The following is an 18,414-nucleotide window of genomic DNA, read 5'->3' as shown; positions in this document are numbered from 1 at the left end:
AGCATGGTCACTGAACCTACCGGTCGGTCGATCAGGGAAAGTACCGTTCCGAAAGTTTGGGACTTTCGGAGGGCGGCGTCGATGTTGACCACTTCTGCCCGGTTCGCCATGGCGCGCCCACGCGCCGTGCTGGTGGCCGCGCTGCTGCTGATGCTGGTGTGCGGCGGCTTCGGGGCGACCGTGAAATCGCACATGGTCGGCGGCGGATACCTGACCGGCGAGCTGGAGTCGGTGCAGGCCAACGACTTCATCACCAAGAGCTTCCCGGGCGGCAATCCGAACCTCATCGTCATGGTGAGCGGTGACGGCGGCGTCAACAGTCCGGAGGTGCGCGCGGAGGCGCAGCGCATCACCGACACGTTGAGCCACGACTCGACGGTCACCGGCGTGCAGTCCTATTGGGCCAACAGCGCCACCCGGCCCGATCTGGCCACCGCGTTGAAGAGCAAGGACGGGCAGCGCGGGCTGATCATGGCCACGGTGACCGGCACCGACACCGAGGTGCAGAGCCGGGCCGCGGACCTGTCCACCGAGCTCAATGGCGATCGCGGCGGCGTGCAGGTGCGGGTCGGCGGCATGGCTGGATCGTTCGCCGATATCAACCACCAGGTCGAGAAGGATCTGGTGCTGGCCGAGTCCATCGCGGTGCCGGTGTCGGCGCTGCTGCTGGTGCTGGTGTTCGGCAGCGTGATCGCGGCCCTGCTGCCGGTGGGCGTGGGCCTGTTCGCGATCGCCGCGACCCTCGGCATCCTGCGCGCCATGACCACGTTCATGGACGTGTCGATCTTCGCGCTGAACATGACCAGCGCATTGGGCCTGGCCCTGGCCATCGACTACAGCCTGTTCATCGTGAGCCGGTACCGGGAGGAGCTGGCCCATGGCCGCGATACCCGGGCGGCGATCCTGCGGTCGGTGCAGACGGCCGGGCGGACCGTGGTGTTCTCCGGCTTGACCGTCGCGCTGGCGCTGGCGGCGCTGGCGGTGTTCCCGCAGCCGTTCTTCAAGTCCTTCGCCTACGCCGGTGTCGCCGTGGTGGTCGCGGCCGTGGGCGCGTCGGTGCTGCTGCTGCCCGCCGCGCTGATGCTGCTCGGCGATCGCGTCAATGCCTGGGATCTGCGGAAGCCGGTGCGCCGCTTGCTGGGTCGCGGCGAGCCCGCGCCGAAGCAGCCGGAGGAGACCTTCTGGTACAAGCTGGTCACCGGCGTGATGCGGCGGGCGCTGCCGGTCGCCGTGGTCACCGCGGCGGTGCTGCTGGCGCTCGGATCCCCGTTCCTGAAGGCGCATTTCGGTACGCCGGACGACCGGGTGATCGGCACCTTCGCTTCCAGTCGTCAGGTCGGTGACGCGCTGCGGCACGACTTCAGTGCCGATATGGCTTCCAGCGCCGTCGTGGCGCTGCCCGGATTCCACGGGGAGGCCAAGGAGATCGGCGCGTACGCCGCCCGGCTGTCGCAGGTGCCGGGGGTTCCGGCGGTGCTGTCCAGTGACGGCGTCTACGTGAACGGCGCGAAGATGGCTCCCGGCGTGCAGCAGATGGCCGGACCGGACGGCGCGTACCTGTCGGTCGGCACCCGGCTCGCCCCGTACTCCGCGGAGGGCAAGCAGCAGCTCGCCGAACTCCGCGCGGTGCCCGCCCCCGGTGACGTCCTGTTCGGCGGCGCGGCCGCCCTGAACGAGGACACCATGGATTCGGTGATCACCCGGCTTCCCCTGGCGGGCGCGATCATCGCGATCATCACCCTCATCCTGCTGTTCCTGTTCACCGGCAGCGTGGTCCTCCCGATCAAGGCCCTGCTGCTGAACCTGCTGTCGCTGACCGCCACCTTCGGCGCCATGATCTGGGTCTTCGAGCAGGGTCACGGCGCGAGCCTGCTGGGCTTCACCTCGACGGGCAGCATCGATCTGTTCATGCCGATCCTGATGATCTGCCTGGCTTTCGGCATGTCCATGGACTACGAGGTCTTCCTGCTCTCCCGCATCCGCGAGGAGTGGCTGGCCTCGGACCGCTCGCCCGAGGCCAACACCCGCTCGGTGGCGCTGGGCGTGGCGCGCACCGGCCGCATCTTCACCGCCGCCGCGGGGCTGATGGCGGTGGTCCTGCTGGCGGTGGCCACCTCGGAAGTGGCCCCCATGAAGCTCTTCGGCATCGGCCTGGCGCTGGCCGTCGTCTCCGACGCCACCGTCATCCGCGGCCTGCTGGCCCCGGCCCTCATGCGCCTGATGTCCACCGCCAACTGGTGGGCTCCCAAACCCCTTGCCGCCCTGCACAAGCGGATCGGGCTGGAGGAGGAGCCGGGCGCGGCGGCCGACGACGAGGACCGCGAGGTCGCGCTGGCCCGCTAGCGGCGGGCGGCGCGGCCGGCGTCGACCACGGCGACGAAGTTCTCCAGGTCCGCGATGAGGGTGTCGACCGATTCGGTGGCGCCACCGTCGTCGTGGTGATGCAGCCAGTCCGCGACGAGCTCGAACATGCCGCCGATGGTGGCCAGGGCCAGCGCCGGCAGGCGGGGTTCCTCGTGCGGGTCGGCTTGCAGCCATTGATGTTTCAGGAATTCGGCGGACCAGCGACGGTTGGCGCGGCGCATGGCCTCGACGGCGGGTGAGATGCCGCCCGCTTCACCGAAGGTGACCTTCGCGAGGCGATGGTCGTCGGCGATGGCGTGGACGAAGGCCGCGAGGACGGCCGCGCGGCGGGCGGGCCAGTCGGCGTCGGCGGTCTCGACGGCCACCTCGGCGACGCGTTGCTGGATGCCGGTGGTGATCTGTTCCAGCAGGGCCGTGTAGCACGCCTCCTTGCTGTCGAAGTGGTCGTAGAACCCCTTGGTGCCGACGAAGGCGTGCTGGCAGATCTGTTCGATGGAGGTGCCCGAATAGCTTTGCCGGGCAAAGAGTTCGGTGGCGGCGGTGAGGAGCTGACGGCGGCGCTGGGCGCTGCGCTCGCCGGCGTCGAGGCCGCGGATGCGACGCCGGACGGGGGGCGCGCCGGTCGACGCGGCAGATTTGCTGCGGGACATACCTAAACGATAGCCAAGCACATTTCAGAAAGACATCTTGTTGGTAACCCGAGGCCGTGCTGTAATCGCTGTCACGTCGAGGAAGGGAACAGGGACGTGGCAATCGATGGGGACCGCCGACCGCGAGGGGGGCGGCTGCTCGCGGCCGCGCTCGCGACGGCGCTGACGGCCAGCGCGGCCGTACTACTGGGCGGCGCGAACTCGGGAATCGCTGCAGCGCAACCACTTCCGGTCAACCAGGATCCGTTCTACGGAGCGCCGGACGGATTCGAATCGACCGCGCCGGGCACCGTGCTGCGCACGCGCGAGGTGCGACTCGCGGTACTCACCGTGCTGCCCGTGCAGGTGCGGTCGTGGCAGCTGCTGTACCGCACCACCGACCTGTTCGGGCAGCCGGCCGTGGCGGCTACCACCGTTGCGGTTCCCGAGGGGGCGAACACCTCCCACGGTCGGCCGCTGGTCTCGCACCAGTTCTTCTACGACAGCACCTCACCGGCCTGTGCGCCGTCTTATGTACTGCAAGAGGGTGGCGGACTACCCGCGTTGGAGGGCATCCACTCCACCACGGAGTACCTGGAACTCGCGGCCTCCATCAGCCAGGGCTATGCGATCAATATCCCCGACTACGAGGGAGTGGACGGGCATCTCGCGGTGGCGAAGGAGCCCGGCTACCTGATTCTGGACAGCGTCCGCGCCGCCGAGAGCTTCGCGCCGCTGGGCCTGGACGGCGCGAATACCCCGGTGGCACTGTGGGGTTACTCCGGCGGCGGCATGGGCAGCGGCTGGGCCGCGGAGATGCAGCCGGGGTACGCGCCGGAGCTGAACATCAAGGGCATCGCACTGGGCGCGCCGGTCTCGGATGTCGAATCCCTGTTGCACGTCAACGGTTCCATGTTCGCCGCCCTCATCGGCGTGGGCATCGCGTCGCTGCGCAACGCGTACCCGCGGTTCGCGGAGACCACCGAGAAATACCTGACCCCCGAGGGCCGCGCGCTCATGGACCGCACCGCGAGCCAGTGCCTGGTGCGCAATGCCCTGACCCTCATGTTCACCGACTACCAGCGCCTGCTGACCATCCCGATCGCGGACTACCTGGCCCTGCCGGAGATCCGCGAGGTCTTCGACGCGACCGTGCTGGGCAGCACCCCGCCGACCGCGCCGACCATGGTCTATCAGGGCGTGTACGACGAAGCCGTGCCGTGGTTCACGAACGACCGCATGGTGCGGCGCTGGTGTGACGGCGGTTCGCCGGTCTACTACAAGCGCGACCACCTCAGCGAGCACCTGACCCTGACCACGCTCGGCATGGCGGACGCCTTCAACTGGGTGAAGTCGCGCCTGGCCCCGGCGGCACCCGATCCGGTGGGCTGCCGCACCGAGGACGTGGTCACCATGCTCGGCAGTCCGGACGCGCTCGCGACCCAAACCGAGATCCAGTTGAACGCCCTCTTCGGCGCGCTGGGCTGGCCGATCGGGCCGCGCGAGAACTGAGCGGCGGGATACCCGCCCGGAGCAGACCGGATCGTATATTCCACGGTCCCGGGGTTGCCGTACCCCGGGGCCGGGTATGGTCGGCTCGGAAAAAGTTTGCCAACGGGGGCTCGCACCAGCGGGCTGAGAGGACGGCTAGCGGGCCGTCGACCGTATGAACCTGACCGGGTAATGCCGGCGTAGGGAGGATCTGCCATGTCATCGAGTCGTGTCTCCAGCTCGGCCGCCCCGGTCGACACCGTGACCACCGGCCCCATCGAGGGCAGCGTCAAGCACTACGAACAGGTCGAGGTCGACGGCGCCACGCTGCGGGTTCCGGTGCGGCGCATCAACCTGACCAATGGCGAGCACTTCGACGTGTACGACACCTCCGGTCCGTACACCGACGACACCGCCACCATCGATCTCGAGGCGGGTCTGCCCAAGCTGCGCGACGAGTGGGCCAAGCCGCAGGTCGACGGCCCGCCGACCCAGCTGAACTGGGCGCGCCAGGGCGTCATCACCAGCGAGATGCACTACATCGCCGCCCGCGAAGGCGTTTCGCCCGAACTGGTGCGCGACGAGGTGGCCGCCGGTCGCGCGGTGATCCCCGCCAACCACAAGCACCCCGAGTCCGAGCCGATGATCATCGGCAAGAAGTTCACGGTGAAGATCAACGCGAACATCGGCAACTCGGCCGTGAGCTCCTCCATCGCCGAGGAGGTCGAGAAGATGGTGTGGGCCAGTCGCTGGGGCGCCGACACCATCATGGACCTGTCCACCGGCAAGAACATTCACGAGACCCGCGAGTGGATCCTGCGCAACTCCCCGGTCCCGATCGGCACCGTGCCGATCTACCAGGCGCTGGAGAAGGTGAACGGCGATCCCACCAAGCTGACCTGGGAGATCTACCGCGACACCGTGATCGAGCAGGCCGAGCAGGGCGTCGACTACATGACGGTGCACGCGGGCGTGCTGCTGCGCTACGTGCCGCTGGCCGCCAAGCGCGTCACCGGCATCGTGTCCCGCGGCGGGTCGATCATGGCCGCGTGGTGTCTGGCGCATCACCAGGAATCGTTCCTGTACACCAACTTCCGCGAGCTCTGCGAGATCCTGGCGAAGTACGACATCACCTTCTCCCTGGGTGACGGTCTGCGGCCGGGTTCCATCGCGGACGCCAATGACGAGGCCCAGTTCGCGGAGCTGCGCACCCTGGGCGAACTCACCAAGATCGCGAAATCCTATGGCGTGCAGGTGATGATCGAGGGCCCCGGCCACGTGCCGATGCACAAGATCGTGGAGAACGTGCGGCTGGAGGAGGAGCTCTGCGAGGAGGCTCCGTTCTACACCCTCGGCCCGCTGGCCACCGATATCGCGCCCGCCTACGACCACATCACCTCGGCCATCGGCGCGGCCATCATCGCCCAGGCCGGTACCGCGATGCTGTGCTACGTGACGCCGAAGGAGCACCTGGGTCTGCCGAACCGCGACGACGTGAAGGTCGGCGTGATCACCTACAAGATCGCCGCCCACTCCGCCGACCTGGCCAAGCAGCATCCGCGGGCCCAGGACCGCGACAACGCGCTGTCCAAGGCGCGCTTCGAGTTCCGCTGGACCGACCAGTTCAACCTCTCGCTGGACCCCGACACCGCGCGGGAGTACCACGACGAGACCATGCCGGCCGAGCCCGCCAAGACCGCCCACTTCTGCTCCATGTGCGGTCCGAAGTTCTGCTCGATGCGCATCTCGCAGGACGTGCGCGACTACGCCGAGAAGCACGGCCTCACCGACGTGAACGCCATCGAGGCCGGAATGGCCGAGAAGTCGGCCGAATTCGCCGATGCGGGGAACAAGGTGTACCTGCCGGTCGTGTAGTCACGATCGAATCCGAGTCGGGGCGGGTGGCTTTCGGGCCGCCCGCCCCGATCCGGCTCAGGCGCGATTCGAGATCTGCTGAACGGCCCAGCTGTTGCCGTCGGGGTCGTCGAAGAAGACGAACCCGTTGTTGTTCAACGGATCTCCCTCGGTGGTCGGCCCCGGCAGCACCTGGATGTCACTCACCTCGACCCCCCGCTCGACCAGTTCGGCGTGCGCCTGTTTCAGGTCGGACACGACCAGCTGCAGCCCTTTGAGATACCCGGGCTCCATCTTCGGGACGGCGCCCTCGCCGATCATGATCGAGCACCCCGACCCCGGCGGCGTCAGCTGGCAGATCCGGATCCCCGGCGCGGGCTGGGTGTCGTGGTCGACGTGGAACCCCAGCTTGCCGGCGTAGAAGTCCTTGGCACGGTCCACGTCCGACACCGGGACGATCACCACTTCGAGTGTCCAATTCACGGCGGATCCTTCCGAATCGAGTGTTTCTCCCAGTAGTCGGAGCGACAGCACGGAAATCATCGTGAACGCTACCCCCGCGATCCGGTTCAGGCGCCGGACGTGCAACCGTGCACGATCACGGAGGCTCCGGCCCCCGCCCAGTCCAGGGCGACCCGGTCGGCGTAGCCGAGCGAGGATTCCCGCGCCCAGCCCCAGTGGCCGGACGACGAGACGGCCGCGGCCGCGCACTGGTTCATGAAGGTGATGACCCAGCCGCAGTCGGTGTAGCCGCAGCGGTTGTCGGCGGCGGTCGCGGCCTCCTGCCAGGTCGGGTAGTCCACCGCGATGGCGGCGTAGGTTCCGTTGTTGCCGATGGAGATCGCGCCGTGGTTGTAGGTGTAGGCGTTGGCGGGAGCGACCGAGGCGAGCAGGGCGACGCCGGTCATGGCCAGGGTGGTGACGAGCTTGTACATGGTTCGACGATGGAACCGGGCGGGCACACGGTCCAGTGCATGCCCCCGCCAGGAGGGATATCCCCGCAGGTCAGCACGGCGGGACCGGAATTCCTGACCGGAACCCCCGGCGCTGTCATCGCTCTCCCCACGCGCTTTCCGCCAGTGCCGCAATCGATTTCGATCGCGGCCCGGCCTATGCACCCAGGGTATCGCCCGAGGGCGTCACTCCGGCGAGTAGAAGGTGCCCTTGCCCGCGATGTGGGGGAGATCGGTGTCGATGGTGACCTCGACCCGTCCGGGACCGGTCGGCAGCGTCTCCGGCACCCACAGCGCGTTGCTCGGCCCGAACGGCGTGCCGTCGCCCAGCGGAACCGGCGGGAAGCTGCCGCTCGCACCGGTATCCAGATTGCGCCAGCTCAGGGTCGCCGTCGCGCCGCAACCCGGGTTCGGGATGGGCAGGAACGTGAATTCGGCACGCACCCAGACGGTCTGCTTGCCGTAGTAGGTGTTCTGGGGATCGTGGAACGCCTGGATCTGGCCGAAGCAGGGGAAGGCGCCCGACCCGGCGGTGTAGGCGGGGGTGAAGGTGGTGACCGGGTCGGCGGCGGCGGTGCCGGTGGCCGCGAACAGCGCGGCCGCGGCGAGCGGCAGGGCGAACAGGGGACGGATCCAGCGCATCGCGACTCCTCGAATTGATTACGGGGACAAACGAATGTCGGCGAGAACCCGGCCAACGCTACCGTTCACAGGTCACGGCGCTACCGGTCACTGCTCACGACGCTGCCAGCGGTGCGCGAATTCGCCTGGGGCGGGCGGCGGGCCGGGCAGGTCGCCGGTGGCGGTGAGGCCGTCGACGAGCAGAGCCAGCACACGGCGGCGCAGCTGGGCGGTGCGCTCCGGATCCGGCAGCGTGACGGCGGCGCAGGCCTCGAGGATCAGGCCCAGATCGGCGACGGTGACCTCCGGGCGCAAGGTGCCGGATTCCTGTGCGCGGCGCAGGAGTTCGTCATTGAGCTCGGCGCTGCGCATCACATCGGGCAGGATCGAGTCGTCGGCGGTGAAGGTGCCGGCCAGGTGCACCGCCAGCGAGTGGACGTCGGCGTCGACGACATTGCGCAGGAACTCCACCAGCGCCGCCCAGCCGTCGGGATTCTCCAGGGCCGCTTCGGCTTCCGCGTTGTAGCGACGCAACCCGCTGTAGCAGAGGGTGCGCAGCAGGTCCTCCTTGCTCGGATAGCGGCGGTACAGCGCGCTGATGCCGACGCCCGCGCGCTCGGCGACCGCCGAGATCGGGGCCTTGGGTTCGGCGAGGAACACGTCGCGGGCCGCGGCCAGGATGAGTTCGTCATTGCGCGCGGCCTGCGCCTTGCGCCCGGGCAGGGCCCGCTGAGCTGTGGTTTCGGCTGTTTTCGACATGAATCGAGAATACCACTTGAACGGAACGATCCGTTCCGTTATGGTTTAAACAGAACGAAGCATTCCGTTCCAAAAAGGAGAGAATGATGAACGCCCAGCCCACCACCGCCACCACCGCGATCCGCCCGTTCCGCATCGACGTCCCCCAGGCCCAGCTGGACGATCTGGCCGACCGCCTGCGCAAGACCCTGTGGCCGAACGAGCTCCCCGGCGTCGCGGACGCCTACGGCGTCACCAACGACCGGGTGCGCGGGCTGGCGAAGTACTGGCTGGAGGAGTTCGACTGGCGGGCGCTGGAGGCGAAGCTCAACGCCTACCCGCAGTTCACCACCGAGATCGAGGGCGAGGACATCCACTTCCTGCACGTGCGGTCCTCGCGGGCGGACGCCACCCCGGTCATCCTCACCCACGGCTGGCCCGGCTCGGTCCTGGAGTACCTGGACGTGATCGCGCCGCTCACCGAGCCCGAGGACGCCGAGGCGCCCGCCTTCCACGTGGTCATCCCCTCGCTGCCGGGCTTCGGCTTCTCCGGCCCGACCCGGTCCACCGGCTGGAGCCGCTACCGCACCGCCGGCGCCTGGGTGGAGCTGATGAACCGGCTCGGGTACGAGCGATTCGGCGCGATCGGCAATGACGGCGGCTCGATGGTCTCCCCCGAGATCGGCCGCATCGCTCCCGATCAGGTGGTCGGAGTCCATGTGACACAGCTGTTCTCGTTCCCGTCCGGCGATCCGGCCGAGATGGCCGGCCTGTCCGAGGAGGACATGGCGGCGCTGGCGCACCTGCAGTGGTTCTACGAGAACAAGATGGCCTTCAACACCCTGCACAGCCAGCAGCCCCAGACCATCGCGTTCGCGCTCGCGGATTCGCCGGTGGGCCTGCTGGGTTGGAACGCGCAGCTGTTCAGCGAGGGCCTGGACAACGACTTCGTCATCGGCAACACGGCCATCTACTGGCTGACCGGCACGGCCGGGTCGTCGCTGCGCTTCTACTACGAGGACGCCCACGCCGAGCAGCCGCAGGGCCCGACCACGGTGCCGACCGGGCTGGCCATGTTCAAGGGTGACTTCCAGTCGATCCGCCGCTTCGCCGAGCGGGATCACAAGAACATCGTGAGCTGGCATGCGTACGACGTGAATTCGTCCACCTCGACGAGCGCCAACGACGCCGCCGGGCACTACGCCGCGCACGAGGCGACCGACGTGCTGGTCGCCGACATCCGCGGATTCTTCGCCGGTTTGCGCTGATTCGTCGCCGACGGGCCCGCACCCCCCGGGGTTGCGGGCCCGTCGCATGTCTGGACCCCCGCGCATGTTCGCGAGACGCGCGGCGATGTTCCCCGACTGCTTCCGTTGATGTACTTATTTCACCTTCGCAACAACGAATAACCCGAGGTGAGAGACATGAACATCGCCCTTTTCGGAGCCACCGGAACCGTCGGCCGCCACGCGGTCACCCAGGCCCTCGCGGCCGGGCACCAGGTCACCGTCCTGGTCCGCGATCCGGCCAAACTGACCGTCACCCACGAGCGGCTGCGGGTCGTCACCGGCGACGTCCTGGACCCGGCCGCGGTCGAGCGCGCTGTGATCGGACAGGACGCGGTGATCGTGGCGCTCGGCGCGGGCCGCAAGGGTGTGGTGCGCGCCGAGGGCACCCGCCACGTCATCGAGGCCATGAACCGGACCGGGGTGAAGCGGCTGATCTGCCAGTCCTCGCTCGGCGTCGGCGACAGCGCGGGGAACCTGAACTTCGTCTGGAAGTACATCATGTTCGGCATGCTGCTGCGCCCGGCCTTCGCCGACCACGTGCGGCAGGAGGAGTACGTGCTGGCCAGCGATCTGGACTGGACCATCGTGCGGCCCAGCGCCTTCACCGACGGCCCGGCCACCGGCGACTACCGCCGCGGCTTCCCGGGCACGGAATCCGGTCTGAAGCTGAAGATCTCGCGCGCCGACGTGGCCGGGTTCCTGGTCGAACAGCTCACCGACACCGTGTATGTGCGTCGCACGCCGGGCATTTCGCACTGATCAGGTCAGGCGTGCTCGTGCATGTCACCCCAGGACGGGAAGGGATCCGGGTACCGCAGCCACGCCTGCGGCCCGGCCTCCCACTCGGCGTCGGTGAGCAGCGCGGCCGTCAGCAGGTCCCGCACATGCGGCCGGTCGAGCTTCACCCCGATGAAGACGATCTCCTGTCCCGGAGCCAGATCCAGCGCGTCCCAGTGCGCACCCGGCTCGAAGGTCAGGTTCGGACCGGCCTGCGACCAGATGGCCGCCAGGTCCGGACGGCTGGCCAGCCAGAAGAAGCCCTTGCTGCGCAGCAACCGTTCCAGCTGGGAGAGGGCCGCGTCCAGACGCTGCGGATGGAAGGGGCGATCGGCGGTGAAGGTGAGGCTGCCGATGCCGTACTCCTCGGTCTCGGGGGTGTGCCCGCCCGCCAATTCCTCGGTCCAGCCGTCGAATTGGGCCGCCAGATCCGGGTTGTAGCGCCCGGTGTCGAGCACCTCGGCGAGATCGACCACGCCGCGCGCGGACCGCACGATGCGCGCGCCCGGGTTCAGTCGCCGCACGGTCGCCTCCACCGTGCCCACCGCGTTCGCGCTCACCAGGTCGGTCTTGTTGAGCACCAGCACATTCGCGAATTCCACCTGTTCGATGAGCAGGTCGGCGATGGTGCGCGCATCCCCCTCCCCCGCCTCCAGATTCCGTTCCGCCAGCGCCTGCCCCTTGACGACTTCGGCGAGGAAGGTGGAGCAGTCCACGACGGTCACCATGGTGTCCAGCCGGGCGAGCTCGCCGAGCCGGAAGCCGTCCTCGAACTCCCACTCGAAGGTGGCGGCCACCGGCATGGGCTCGGAGATGCCGGTGGATTCGATGACCAGCTGATCGAAACGCCCTTCGCGGGCGAGCGTGCCCACCGATTCGATGAGGTCCTCGCGCAGCGTGCAGCAGATGCAGCCGTTGGTGAGTTCGACCAGTTTCTCCTCGGTCCGGTCCAGGTGCCCCTGGCCCGCGACCAGGGCCGCGTCGATGTTCACCTCACTCATGTCGTTGACGATGACCGCCACCCGGCGACCCTCCCGATTGGCCAGGATGTGGTTGAGCAGGGTCGTCTTGCCCGCGCCGAGGAAGCCGGACAGCACGGTCACGGGCAGGGGCTGGGTCTGCGGATTCGAAATCATGGCGTTAATGGTAACGGTTTTCATTTGCAGCAGACGATAGGAGTCCGGGAAATGCGAAACGCCCGGCCGGAACAAGTCCGGCCGGGCGTTCGGCGTTCGATCAGATCAGCGTTCGATCACTTGCCCAGAGAGCCCGTCGGCAGACCGGGCAGACCGAAGGAACCGCCACCGCCGCCGGGCGTGGTGGCGTCCTTGACATTCAGGGTCGAGGGCGCGGAGGTCGAGCCCTTGTACCCGGTGCCGCCGGTGTAGACCGCGGTGATCACCCGATTGCCGGTCTGGCCGAGCGTGTACTGCAGGGTCGCCTTGCCGTTGACCACGGTCACCGCGTCACCGATCGGCGTGCCGCCGTCCATGAATCGGACGGTGCCCGAGGTGACGGCCGCGCCGGCCTCGGTCTTGACCTCGGCGGTGAAGGCCACCGCGTCACCCTTGGTGGCCGAGGCCGGAACCGTCAGGGTGGTCGTGGTGTTCAGCTCGACGGGAGCCGGATCGCTGACCGTCACGGTGGTGGCGGCGCCGGTCGACGGGTTGAAGCCTTCGGCGCCGGAGTACACCGCCGAAATCGCGTGCGCGCCCGCGGCATTGAAGGTGTAGGTCAGCTTCGCGCCGCCGGAGGCGAGAGCGATCGGGCCGCCGATGTCGGCGCCACCGTCCTTGAACTGCACGGTGCCGCCCGCCGCGGGGACATTGCCCGGACCGTTCACCGTCGCCCACAGATCCACGGCCTGACCGGTGGTCGCGGTGCTCGGGACGTTCATGGTGGTCGTGGTGTCGACGATCGCGGCCGTGACGGTGACGACCGAGGCCGCCGAGGTCGACGGGTGGTTCTTCGAGTCACCGCTGTAGACGGCGGTGATGGAGTGCGCGCCGGCGGTGGTGAAGCTCTGCGAGAGCGTCGCGGTGCCGTTGTTCAGCGGCACGGCCGCACCGAGATTGGCGTCGCCGTCCTTGAACTGGACGGTGCCGGTCGCGGCGGCCGGGGCCACGGTGGCGCTGAGCGTGACGGCCTGGCCGGTGGTCGCGGTCGCGGGCGCGGTCAGCGTGGTCGTGGTGTCGCTGTTGACCGCGCCGGTCACGGTGATGGTGGCCAGCGGGCCCGCGCCCGCGTTGAGGGTGCTCTTGTCGTCGCTGGGAATGCAGCGGGTCGGGGCCCACTGGGTGCCCAGCAGCGAGGCCTTGGCCAGCGAGGTGCTGAAGTTCTGGTCGTTGCCGTAGCTGGCGGCGCTACCCGCGGTCCGCACCTTCGGGGTGATCACACCGGCCGCGACGGCGGTGACGGTGACGTCGACGGCGGGCAGCCGGTACCAGGATTCGCCCGCCCCGTTGGCGGTGCCGTCGAGGTTCTTCTTCAGCTTCGGCGCGCGGATGCCGCCCTCGGAATTGGTGCTGCTGGTCGGGCTGTTGCCGACGACCTCGTTATTGCCCGACAGCCGCAGGATGCCGCCGGCATTGTCGACGGCGCCGGAATCGTTGACGCGCAGCACGTTCGGGGCCACATTGTCGATATTGACGGCGGTGCCCGGCACGATCGCCGCGCTGACGAAGGTCGCGTTGTCGGGAATCGCGTAGTCGTACTTGATGCGCGACAGGTTGGTGGTGGTCGCGCCGGAGTCCTTGTCCGGGTACGAGGACGCGTTGGGCTGGATGCGATAGGTGAAGGTTTCCCCCGCCGCGACCGAGGCGGGCGCGGTGACGCTCATGGTGGCGGCGACGGACTTGTCGACCGTGATGATCGACTTCGCCTGGCACGAGCTGGTGAAGCTGGTGTCACCGGCGCTCGCTGTACCCGGGGTGAGCAGCACCCCGGCGAGCATGGCCGCGCCGGTGACGGGCACGACGGCGAGCCGCTTGGACGAATGGTTCACAGGGACTCCTTACGCCCGGTCACATCGACGGAACCGGACAATCCGAACTAAACGCCGCCAGTATGCATGGTCTGACTAGAACGTGTTTTAGTTTTGATCATTTCATTCGGAAGGAATTTTCGGACGGCCCGGAACTGGCCGCGGAGGACGGGAAATCGGGGTCCGCGCGGGTATCGGTAGGGTCTGTGACGTGCAGTTCCTACCGCTTGCCCCGAATGGCACCACCCCGGTTCGCGCCCTCACCATCGCGGGCACCGACTCCGGCGGCGGCGCGGGCATCCAGGCCGACTCCCGCACCATGGCCCTGTGCGGCGTGCACGCGTGCGTGGCCGTCGCCGCGGTGACCGTGCAGAACACCCTGGGTGTCAGCGGGTTCCACGAGATCCCGCCGCAGATCGTCGCCGACCAGGTGCGAACCGTGGTCGGCGACATCGGGATCGGCGCGGCCAAGACCGGCATGCTGGCCTCCACCGCCATCATCGAGGCGGTCGCCGAGGTGTGCCGCGAGGTCGGCATCGGGCGGCAGGGCAGCATCCCGCTGGTGGTGGATCCGGTCGCGGCCTCCATGCACGGCGACGCGCTGCTGCACGCCGAGGCGCTGGACGCGGTGCGGCACACGCTGATTCCGCTGGCCACCGTGGTCACCCCGAACCTGGACGAGGTCCGGCTCATCACCGGCATCGAGGTGGTCGACGACCGGTCCGCGCGCAAGGCCGCCGAGGCGCTGATCGCACTCGGCCCGCAGTGGGCGATCGTCAAGGGCGGGCACCTGCGTACCTCCGAGCAGTCCACCGACCTGCTCTTCGACGGCGACACCTACCACGAACTCCCGGCCCGGCGCCTCGCCACCGGCAACGACCACGGCGGCGGCGACACCCTGGCCGCGGCCATCTGCTGCGCGCTCGCCCACGGGTACTCGGTGCCCGACGCGGTCGCCTTCGCCAAGGAGTGGACCTTCCGCTGCCTGGAAGCCTCCTACGACCTGGGCGCGGGGCACGGTCCGGTGTCGCCGCTGTGGCGGCTGCACGTCTGAGCTCGCCGGTTGGCGGAATCCCGCTCCCAGGAACCTCCCAGGCAGGGCGCAGGCTGATGTGAGTCTGGTGATCGAGGTTGGTCACCATGAACGACACCGTGACCGCCGTCCGGGCGGCGGAACCCACTGCAGCAGTGACCGCGCCCGTCGTGGACGTGGTCGTTCCCGTCTACAACGAAGAGGTCGACCTCGGCCCCTGCGTGCGCCGGCTGCACGCCTTCCTGACCCTGAACTTCCCGTTCACGGCGCGAATCACCATCGCCGACAACGCCTCCACCGACTCCACCCTCACCGTGGCGCGGCAGCTGGCCGCCCAGCTGGACGGGGTGCGCGTGGTGCACCTGGACCGCAAGGGCCGCGGCCGGGCGCTGCGCGAGGTGTGGCAGGCGTCCGACGCGCAGGTCGTCGCCTACATGGACGTGGACCTCTCCACCGACCTGAACGCGCTGCTGCCGCTGGTCGCGCCGCTGGTGTCCGGACACTCCGACGTGGCCATCGGCACCCGGCTGGCCTCCCAGTCCCGGGTGGTGCGCGGACCCAAGCGCGAGATCATCTCCCGCTGCTACAACCTCATCCTGCGGACCTCGCTGCAGGCCAAGTTCTCCGACGCGCAGTGCGGGTTCAAGGCCATGCGCTCCCAGGTGGCCAAGCTGGTGCTGCCGCTGGTGGAGGACGGCGAGTGGTTCTTCGACACCGAACTGCTGGTGCTGGCCGAGAAGATCGGGCTGCGCATCCACGAGGTGCCGGTGGACTGGATCGACGACCCCGACTCGCGGGTCGACATCGTCGACACCGCCCGCAAGGACCTGCTCGGCATCTGGCGGGTCGGGCGCGCGCTCACCACCGGGCGGCTGCCGATCAACGAACTGCGGGCGGCCATCGGGCGTGAACCGCTGGTCGAGGGCGTGCCGCTGGGCATGGTCGGGCAGTTGGTGCGGTTCGGCATCGTGGGTGTCACCTCGACGCTGGCGTATCTGCTGCTCTATGTACTGCTGCAAGGGATTACGGGGGCGCAGGCCGCCAACTTCCTGGCGCTGCTGATCACCGCGGTCGGCAATACCGCCGCCAACCGGGCCTTCACGTTCGGGGTGCGCGGGTCCAATCAGGCTGTGTCGCATCACTTCCAGGGCCTGGCCATCTTCGGTGTCGGGCTGGCGTTGACCTCCGGCTCGCTGTTCGCTCTGCACCACTGGGCTCCCGACGCGGCCGTCCACCTGGAACTGGTGGTGCTGGTCGTGGCCAACCTGGTCGCCACGCTGCTGCGGTTCGTCGGACTGCGCTGGGTGTTCCGCAATGCCGGGAAGCACACCACGCCCGAGGTGACGCGTTGACCTCGTTCTCCCCTGCGCGGCAAGGACTTCCGGACGGCTTCCGGCTCACCGCTGTCGACTTCCCGCACCGTCATCGCCCCGAACACGGCGAACTGCCCTTCTGGACCATCCCCGACGATCCACAGGATCGAATCAGCCGAGGAGGCGACCGATGACCGCGACACTGACCGAGGCCCGGGTCGCCCCGCCCTCGGCCGAGCCGCCCGCCGCGCGCGGCGACCGCCGGGAGTACCTGACCCTGGCCGTCCTCCTGGTCGGCACGGCTGTCGCCTACCTGTGGAACCTGTCCGCCAACGGCTGGGCCAACTCCTTCTACTCGGCCGCGGTGCAGGCGGGTTCGGTGTCGTGGAAGGCGTTCTTCTTCGGCTCCTCCGACGCGGCCAATTCGATCACCGTGGACAAGACGCCGCTGTCGCTGTGGCCCATGGAGATCTCGGTGCGGATCTTCGGGCTGCACAGCTGGAGCATGCTGCTGCCGCAGGCGCTGCTGGGTGTGGCGTCGGTGGCGTTGTTGTGGGCGATCGTGCGCCGGAACTTCGGGGCGACCGCCGGACTGCTGGCGGGGCTGGTGCTCGCGCTGACTCCCATCGTGGCCGTCATGTTCCGGTTCAACAACCCCGACGCCATGCTGGTGTTCCTCATGCTCGCGGCGGCCTGGGCCATGACCCGGGCGGTCGCCGACGGGCGGTGGCGCTGGCTGGCGCTCACCGGCGCGTTCATCGGATTGGGCTTCCTGGCCAAGCAATTGCAGGTGCTGCTGGTGGTGCCCGCGCTGGCGCTGACCTACCTGATCGCCGGGCCGCCCGCGCTGGGCAAGCGGATCGCGCAGCTGTTCGCGGCGGGCGCCGCCATGGTGGCCGGTGCGGGCTGGTGGGTGCTGCTCGCCGAGCTGTGGCCCGCCGCGGACCGGCCGTACTTCGGCGGCTCGCAGCACAATTCGATCATCGAACTGACCCTCGGCTACAACGGCCTGGGCCGGTTGAACGGTGAGGAGCGGGGCAGCGTCGGCGGTTTCGGCGGTGACATGCCGAGCGGCGGGGGCGGCATGTGGGGCACGCCCGGCATCGGGCGACTGTTCGAGCCGCAGCAGGCGGGTCAGATCGCCTGGCTCATCCCGGCGGCACTCGTCCTGCTGGTGGCGGGAATCGTCCTGCGCGGCAAGCTGACCTGCACCGACCCGCAGCGCGCCACACTCATCCTGTTCGGCGGCTGGCTGGTCGGCACCGGACTGGTGTTCAGCTTCATGAAGGGCATCTTCCACCCGTACTACACGGTGGCGCTGGCCCCCGGCGTGGCCGCGGTGATCGGCGCGGGCTCGGTGCTCGCCTGGCGGCACCGCGACCAACTCCGGGTGCGGCTGGCCCTGGTCGCGGCCATGGCCCTAACCACCGCCACCGCGTGGATCATCCTGTCCCGCAGCATCTCCTTCGTGCCGTGGCTGCGCTGGACGGTCCTGGTCGGCGGCATCGCCGTCACCCTGCTGCTGCTCCTCCGACTGCCCCGCAAGGCCGGTCTGTCCGTCGCGGCGGCCGCGGTGATCCTGGGCCTGGCGGCTCCCACCGCGTACGCCGTGGACGGGATCGCCACCGCACACCAGGGACCGATGCCCTCGGCCGGTCCGGCGGTCCGCGGCGGCTGGGGTCCGGGCGGACCGCGCGGCGGCGACCGTCCCAACGGGCTCCCCGGCAACGCCTTCGGCGAAGGGAACGGATTCGCGCCCGGCAACGGCGGGAACGGCGGCCAGCGCAACGGCGGTAACGGCGGCCAGCCCGGCGGCAGCCAGCACGGCGCGGGCATGAACCACGGCGGTTCCACGAACAGCGGCCCGGGCGGAACCCCCGGCGGGCCTGAGGGATTCGGCGGCGCGGCGGGCAACATGATGATGGCGAGCCGCCCGAGCGCCAAGGTCACCGCCCTCTTGAAGGCCGACGGCTCCGACTACACCTGGGTGGCGGCCACCGTCAGCTCCAACTCGGCGGCCGGCTTCCAGTTGGCGACCGAACTCCCGGTCATGCCCATCGGCGGCTTCAACGGCAGCGACCCCTCCCCCACCCTCGCCCAGTTCCAGGAGTACGTCCAGGTAGGCCGCATCCACTACTTCATCGCGGGCAGCCAGATGGGCGGCGAACGCGGCGGCAACGGCACCAGCTCCCAGATCACCGCCTGGGTCAAGGACCACTTCACCGCCGAGGAAGTCGACGGCATCACCCTCTACGACCTCACCGCCCCCAAAACCAACTGACCGGCGGGCTTGCCCCCGCCGCGAAAAGGACTGAGCGCCTGGACCGATCCGGTCCAGGCGCTCAGCTCCGCTGGATAGAATTATGTGA

15 protein-coding genes and 1 riboswitch are annotated in these 18,414 nt (G+C 69.0%); of the genes, 8 read left to right on the top strand and 7 right to left on the bottom strand.

The window, feature by feature from the left end:
- The first annotated feature begins 81 nt into the window (after window positions 1–81).
- Window positions 82–2,343 carry an MMPL family transporter gene (locus ABZ382_RS27615; RefSeq protein WP_357094543.1) on the top strand — a complete coding sequence of 754 codons (2,262 nt, stop codon included), beginning with the start codon at window positions 82–84 and terminating at the stop codon, window positions 2,341–2,343.
- On the opposite strand, the gene ABZ382_RS27610 is transcribed toward ABZ382_RS27615, so the two are convergent.
- The gene (locus tag ABZ382_RS27610; RefSeq protein WP_357094540.1) at window positions 2,340–3,014 is read right to left on the bottom strand and encodes a TetR/AcrR family transcriptional regulator; all 675 of its coding nucleotides are present in this window, start codon (window positions 3,012–3,014) and stop codon (window positions 2,340–2,342) included. The two genes, ABZ382_RS27615 and ABZ382_RS27610, sit on opposite strands and share 4 nt — an antisense overlap.
- A 96-nt stretch (window positions 3,015–3,110) precedes the next feature.
- Between ABZ382_RS27610 and ABZ382_RS27605 the strand changes: the two genes are divergently transcribed.
- Together ABZ382_RS27605 and thiC are read left to right on the top strand one after the other, a co-directional pair.
- Window positions 3,111–4,505 carry a lipase family protein gene (locus tag ABZ382_RS27605; protein ID WP_357094538.1) on the top strand — a complete coding sequence of 465 codons (1,395 nt, stop codon included), beginning with the start codon at window positions 3,111–3,113 and terminating at the stop codon, window positions 4,503–4,505.
- A gap of 92 nt (window positions 4,506–4,597) precedes the next feature.
- Window positions 4,598–4,708, top strand: a riboswitch (TPP riboswitch).
- Window positions 4,701–6,359: a phosphomethylpyrimidine synthase ThiC gene (gene thiC / locus ABZ382_RS27600; RefSeq protein ID WP_357094535.1), complete on the top strand. Its 1,659-nt coding sequence runs from the start codon at window positions 4,701–4,703 to the stop codon at window positions 6,357–6,359. It overlaps the preceding riboswitch by 8 nt.
- 57 nt (window positions 6,360–6,416) lie before the next feature.
- Here the strand turns inward: thiC and ABZ382_RS27595 are convergent, their stop codons facing one another.
- The 4 genes from ABZ382_RS27595 to ABZ382_RS27580 form a co-directional block, all read right to left on the bottom strand.
- Window positions 6,417–6,821: a VOC family protein gene (locus ABZ382_RS27595; protein WP_357094532.1), complete on the bottom strand. Its 405-nt coding sequence runs from the start codon at window positions 6,819–6,821 to the stop codon at window positions 6,417–6,419.
- An 86-nt stretch (window positions 6,822–6,907) separates the two neighbouring features.
- The gene (locus ABZ382_RS27590) at window positions 6,908–7,273 is read right to left on the bottom strand and encodes a DUF4189 domain-containing protein (protein ID WP_357094529.1); all 366 of its coding nucleotides are present in this window, start codon (window positions 7,271–7,273) and stop codon (window positions 6,908–6,910) included.
- Between the two features lie 204 nt (window positions 7,274–7,477).
- On the bottom strand, window positions 7,478–7,933 hold the full coding sequence (locus ABZ382_RS27585; RefSeq protein WP_357094526.1) for a hypothetical protein: 456 nt from the start codon (window positions 7,931–7,933) through the stop codon (window positions 7,478–7,480).
- A gap of 87 nt (window positions 7,934–8,020) precedes the next feature.
- Window positions 8,021–8,671, bottom strand: coding sequence for a TetR/AcrR family transcriptional regulator (locus ABZ382_RS27580; RefSeq protein WP_357094523.1), 651 nt, complete (start codon window positions 8,669–8,671; stop codon window positions 8,021–8,023).
- A gap of 86 nt (window positions 8,672–8,757) precedes the next feature.
- Here ABZ382_RS27580 and ABZ382_RS27575 point away from each other — a divergent pair, with 86 nt between their 5' ends.
- Together ABZ382_RS27575 and ABZ382_RS27570 are read left to right on the top strand one after the other, a co-directional pair.
- Window positions 8,758–9,918 carry an epoxide hydrolase gene (locus ABZ382_RS27575; RefSeq protein WP_357094520.1) on the top strand — a complete coding sequence of 387 codons (1,161 nt, stop codon included), beginning with the start codon at window positions 8,758–8,760 and terminating at the stop codon, window positions 9,916–9,918.
- A 156-nt stretch (window positions 9,919–10,074) separates the two neighbouring features.
- A complete protein-coding gene (locus ABZ382_RS27570) occupies window positions 10,075–10,698 on the top strand; it encodes an SDR family oxidoreductase (protein WP_357094517.1) in 624 nt (207 codons plus the stop codon).
- Between the two features lie 5 nt (window positions 10,699–10,703).
- On the opposite strand, the gene ABZ382_RS27565 is transcribed toward ABZ382_RS27570, so the two are convergent.
- Window positions 10,704–11,852, bottom strand: coding sequence for a GTP-binding protein (locus ABZ382_RS27565; protein WP_357094515.1), 1,149 nt, complete (start codon window positions 11,850–11,852; stop codon window positions 10,704–10,706).
- Between the two features lie 116 nt (window positions 11,853–11,968).
- Window positions 11,969–13,720 (bottom strand): Ig-like domain-containing protein, encoded by a 1,752-nt coding sequence (locus ABZ382_RS27560; RefSeq protein WP_357094512.1) that lies wholly within the window; start codon window positions 13,718–13,720, stop codon window positions 11,969–11,971.
- 190 nt (window positions 13,721–13,910) lie between these two features.
- On the opposite strand from ABZ382_RS27560, the gene thiD reads away from it, so the two are divergent.
- From thiD to ABZ382_RS27545, 3 genes are all read left to right on the top strand, one after another.
- A complete protein-coding gene (gene thiD, locus ABZ382_RS27555) occupies window positions 13,911–14,753 on the top strand; it encodes a bifunctional hydroxymethylpyrimidine kinase/phosphomethylpyrimidine kinase (RefSeq protein WP_357094509.1) in 843 nt (280 codons plus the stop codon).
- Window positions 14,754–14,839: 86 nt separating this feature from the next.
- Complete coding sequence (locus ABZ382_RS27550; RefSeq protein WP_357094506.1) at window positions 14,840–16,084, top strand: glycosyltransferase; 1,245 nt, start codon at window positions 14,840–14,842, stop codon at window positions 16,082–16,084.
- A gap of 151 nt (window positions 16,085–16,235) precedes the next feature.
- Window positions 16,236–18,326: a glycosyltransferase family 39 protein gene (locus tag ABZ382_RS27545; RefSeq protein ID WP_357094503.1), complete on the top strand. Its 2,091-nt coding sequence runs from the start codon at window positions 16,236–16,238 to the stop codon at window positions 18,324–18,326.
- The last annotated feature ends 88 nt before the right edge of the window (window positions 18,327–18,414 follow it).

Source organism: Nocardia sp. NPDC005825, assembly GCF_040630175.1.
Taxonomy (GTDB): Bacteria; Actinomycetota; Actinomycetes; order Mycobacteriales; family Mycobacteriaceae; genus Nocardia.
Note: the sequence above shows the minus strand (reverse complement) of the source record. Positions and strands in the feature narration are given on the sequence as shown.

Bases quoted from the DNA above. Each gene is read 5' to 3' on its own strand.
- ABZ382_RS27615 (WP_357094543.1), top strand. From the start codon at position 82: ATGTTGACCACTTCTGCCCGGTTCGCCATGGCGCGCCCACGCGCCGTG.
- ABZ382_RS27610 (WP_357094540.1), bottom strand. From the start codon at position 3,014: ATGTCCCGCAGCAAATCTGCCGCGTCGACCGGCGCGCCCCCCGTCCGG.
- thiC (WP_357094535.1), top strand. From the start codon at position 4,701: ATGTCATCGAGTCGTGTCTCCAGCTCGGCCGCCCCGGTCGACACCGTG.
- ABZ382_RS27590 (WP_357094529.1), bottom strand. From the start codon at position 7,273: ATGTACAAGCTCGTCACCACCCTGGCCATGACCGGCGTCGCCCTGCTC.
- ABZ382_RS27585 (WP_357094526.1), bottom strand. From the start codon at position 7,933: ATGCGCTGGATCCGTCCCCTGTTCGCCCTGCCGCTCGCCGCGGCCGCG.
- ABZ382_RS27580 (WP_357094523.1), bottom strand. From the start codon at position 8,671: ATGTCGAAAACAGCCGAAACCACAGCTCAGCGGGCCCTGCCCGGGCGC.
- ABZ382_RS27575 (WP_357094520.1), top strand. From the start codon at position 8,758: ATGAACGCCCAGCCCACCACCGCCACCACCGCGATCCGCCCGTTCCGC.
- ABZ382_RS27570 (WP_357094517.1), top strand. From the start codon at position 10,075: ATGAACATCGCCCTTTTCGGAGCCACCGGAACCGTCGGCCGCCACGCG.
- ABZ382_RS27565 (WP_357094515.1), bottom strand. From the start codon at position 11,852: ATGATTTCGAATCCGCAGACCCAGCCCCTGCCCGTGACCGTGCTGTCC.
- ABZ382_RS27550 (WP_357094506.1), top strand. From the start codon at position 14,840: ATGAACGACACCGTGACCGCCGTCCGGGCGGCGGAACCCACTGCAGCA.
- ABZ382_RS27545 (WP_357094503.1), top strand. From the start codon at position 16,236: ATGACCGCGACACTGACCGAGGCCCGGGTCGCCCCGCCCTCGGCCGAG.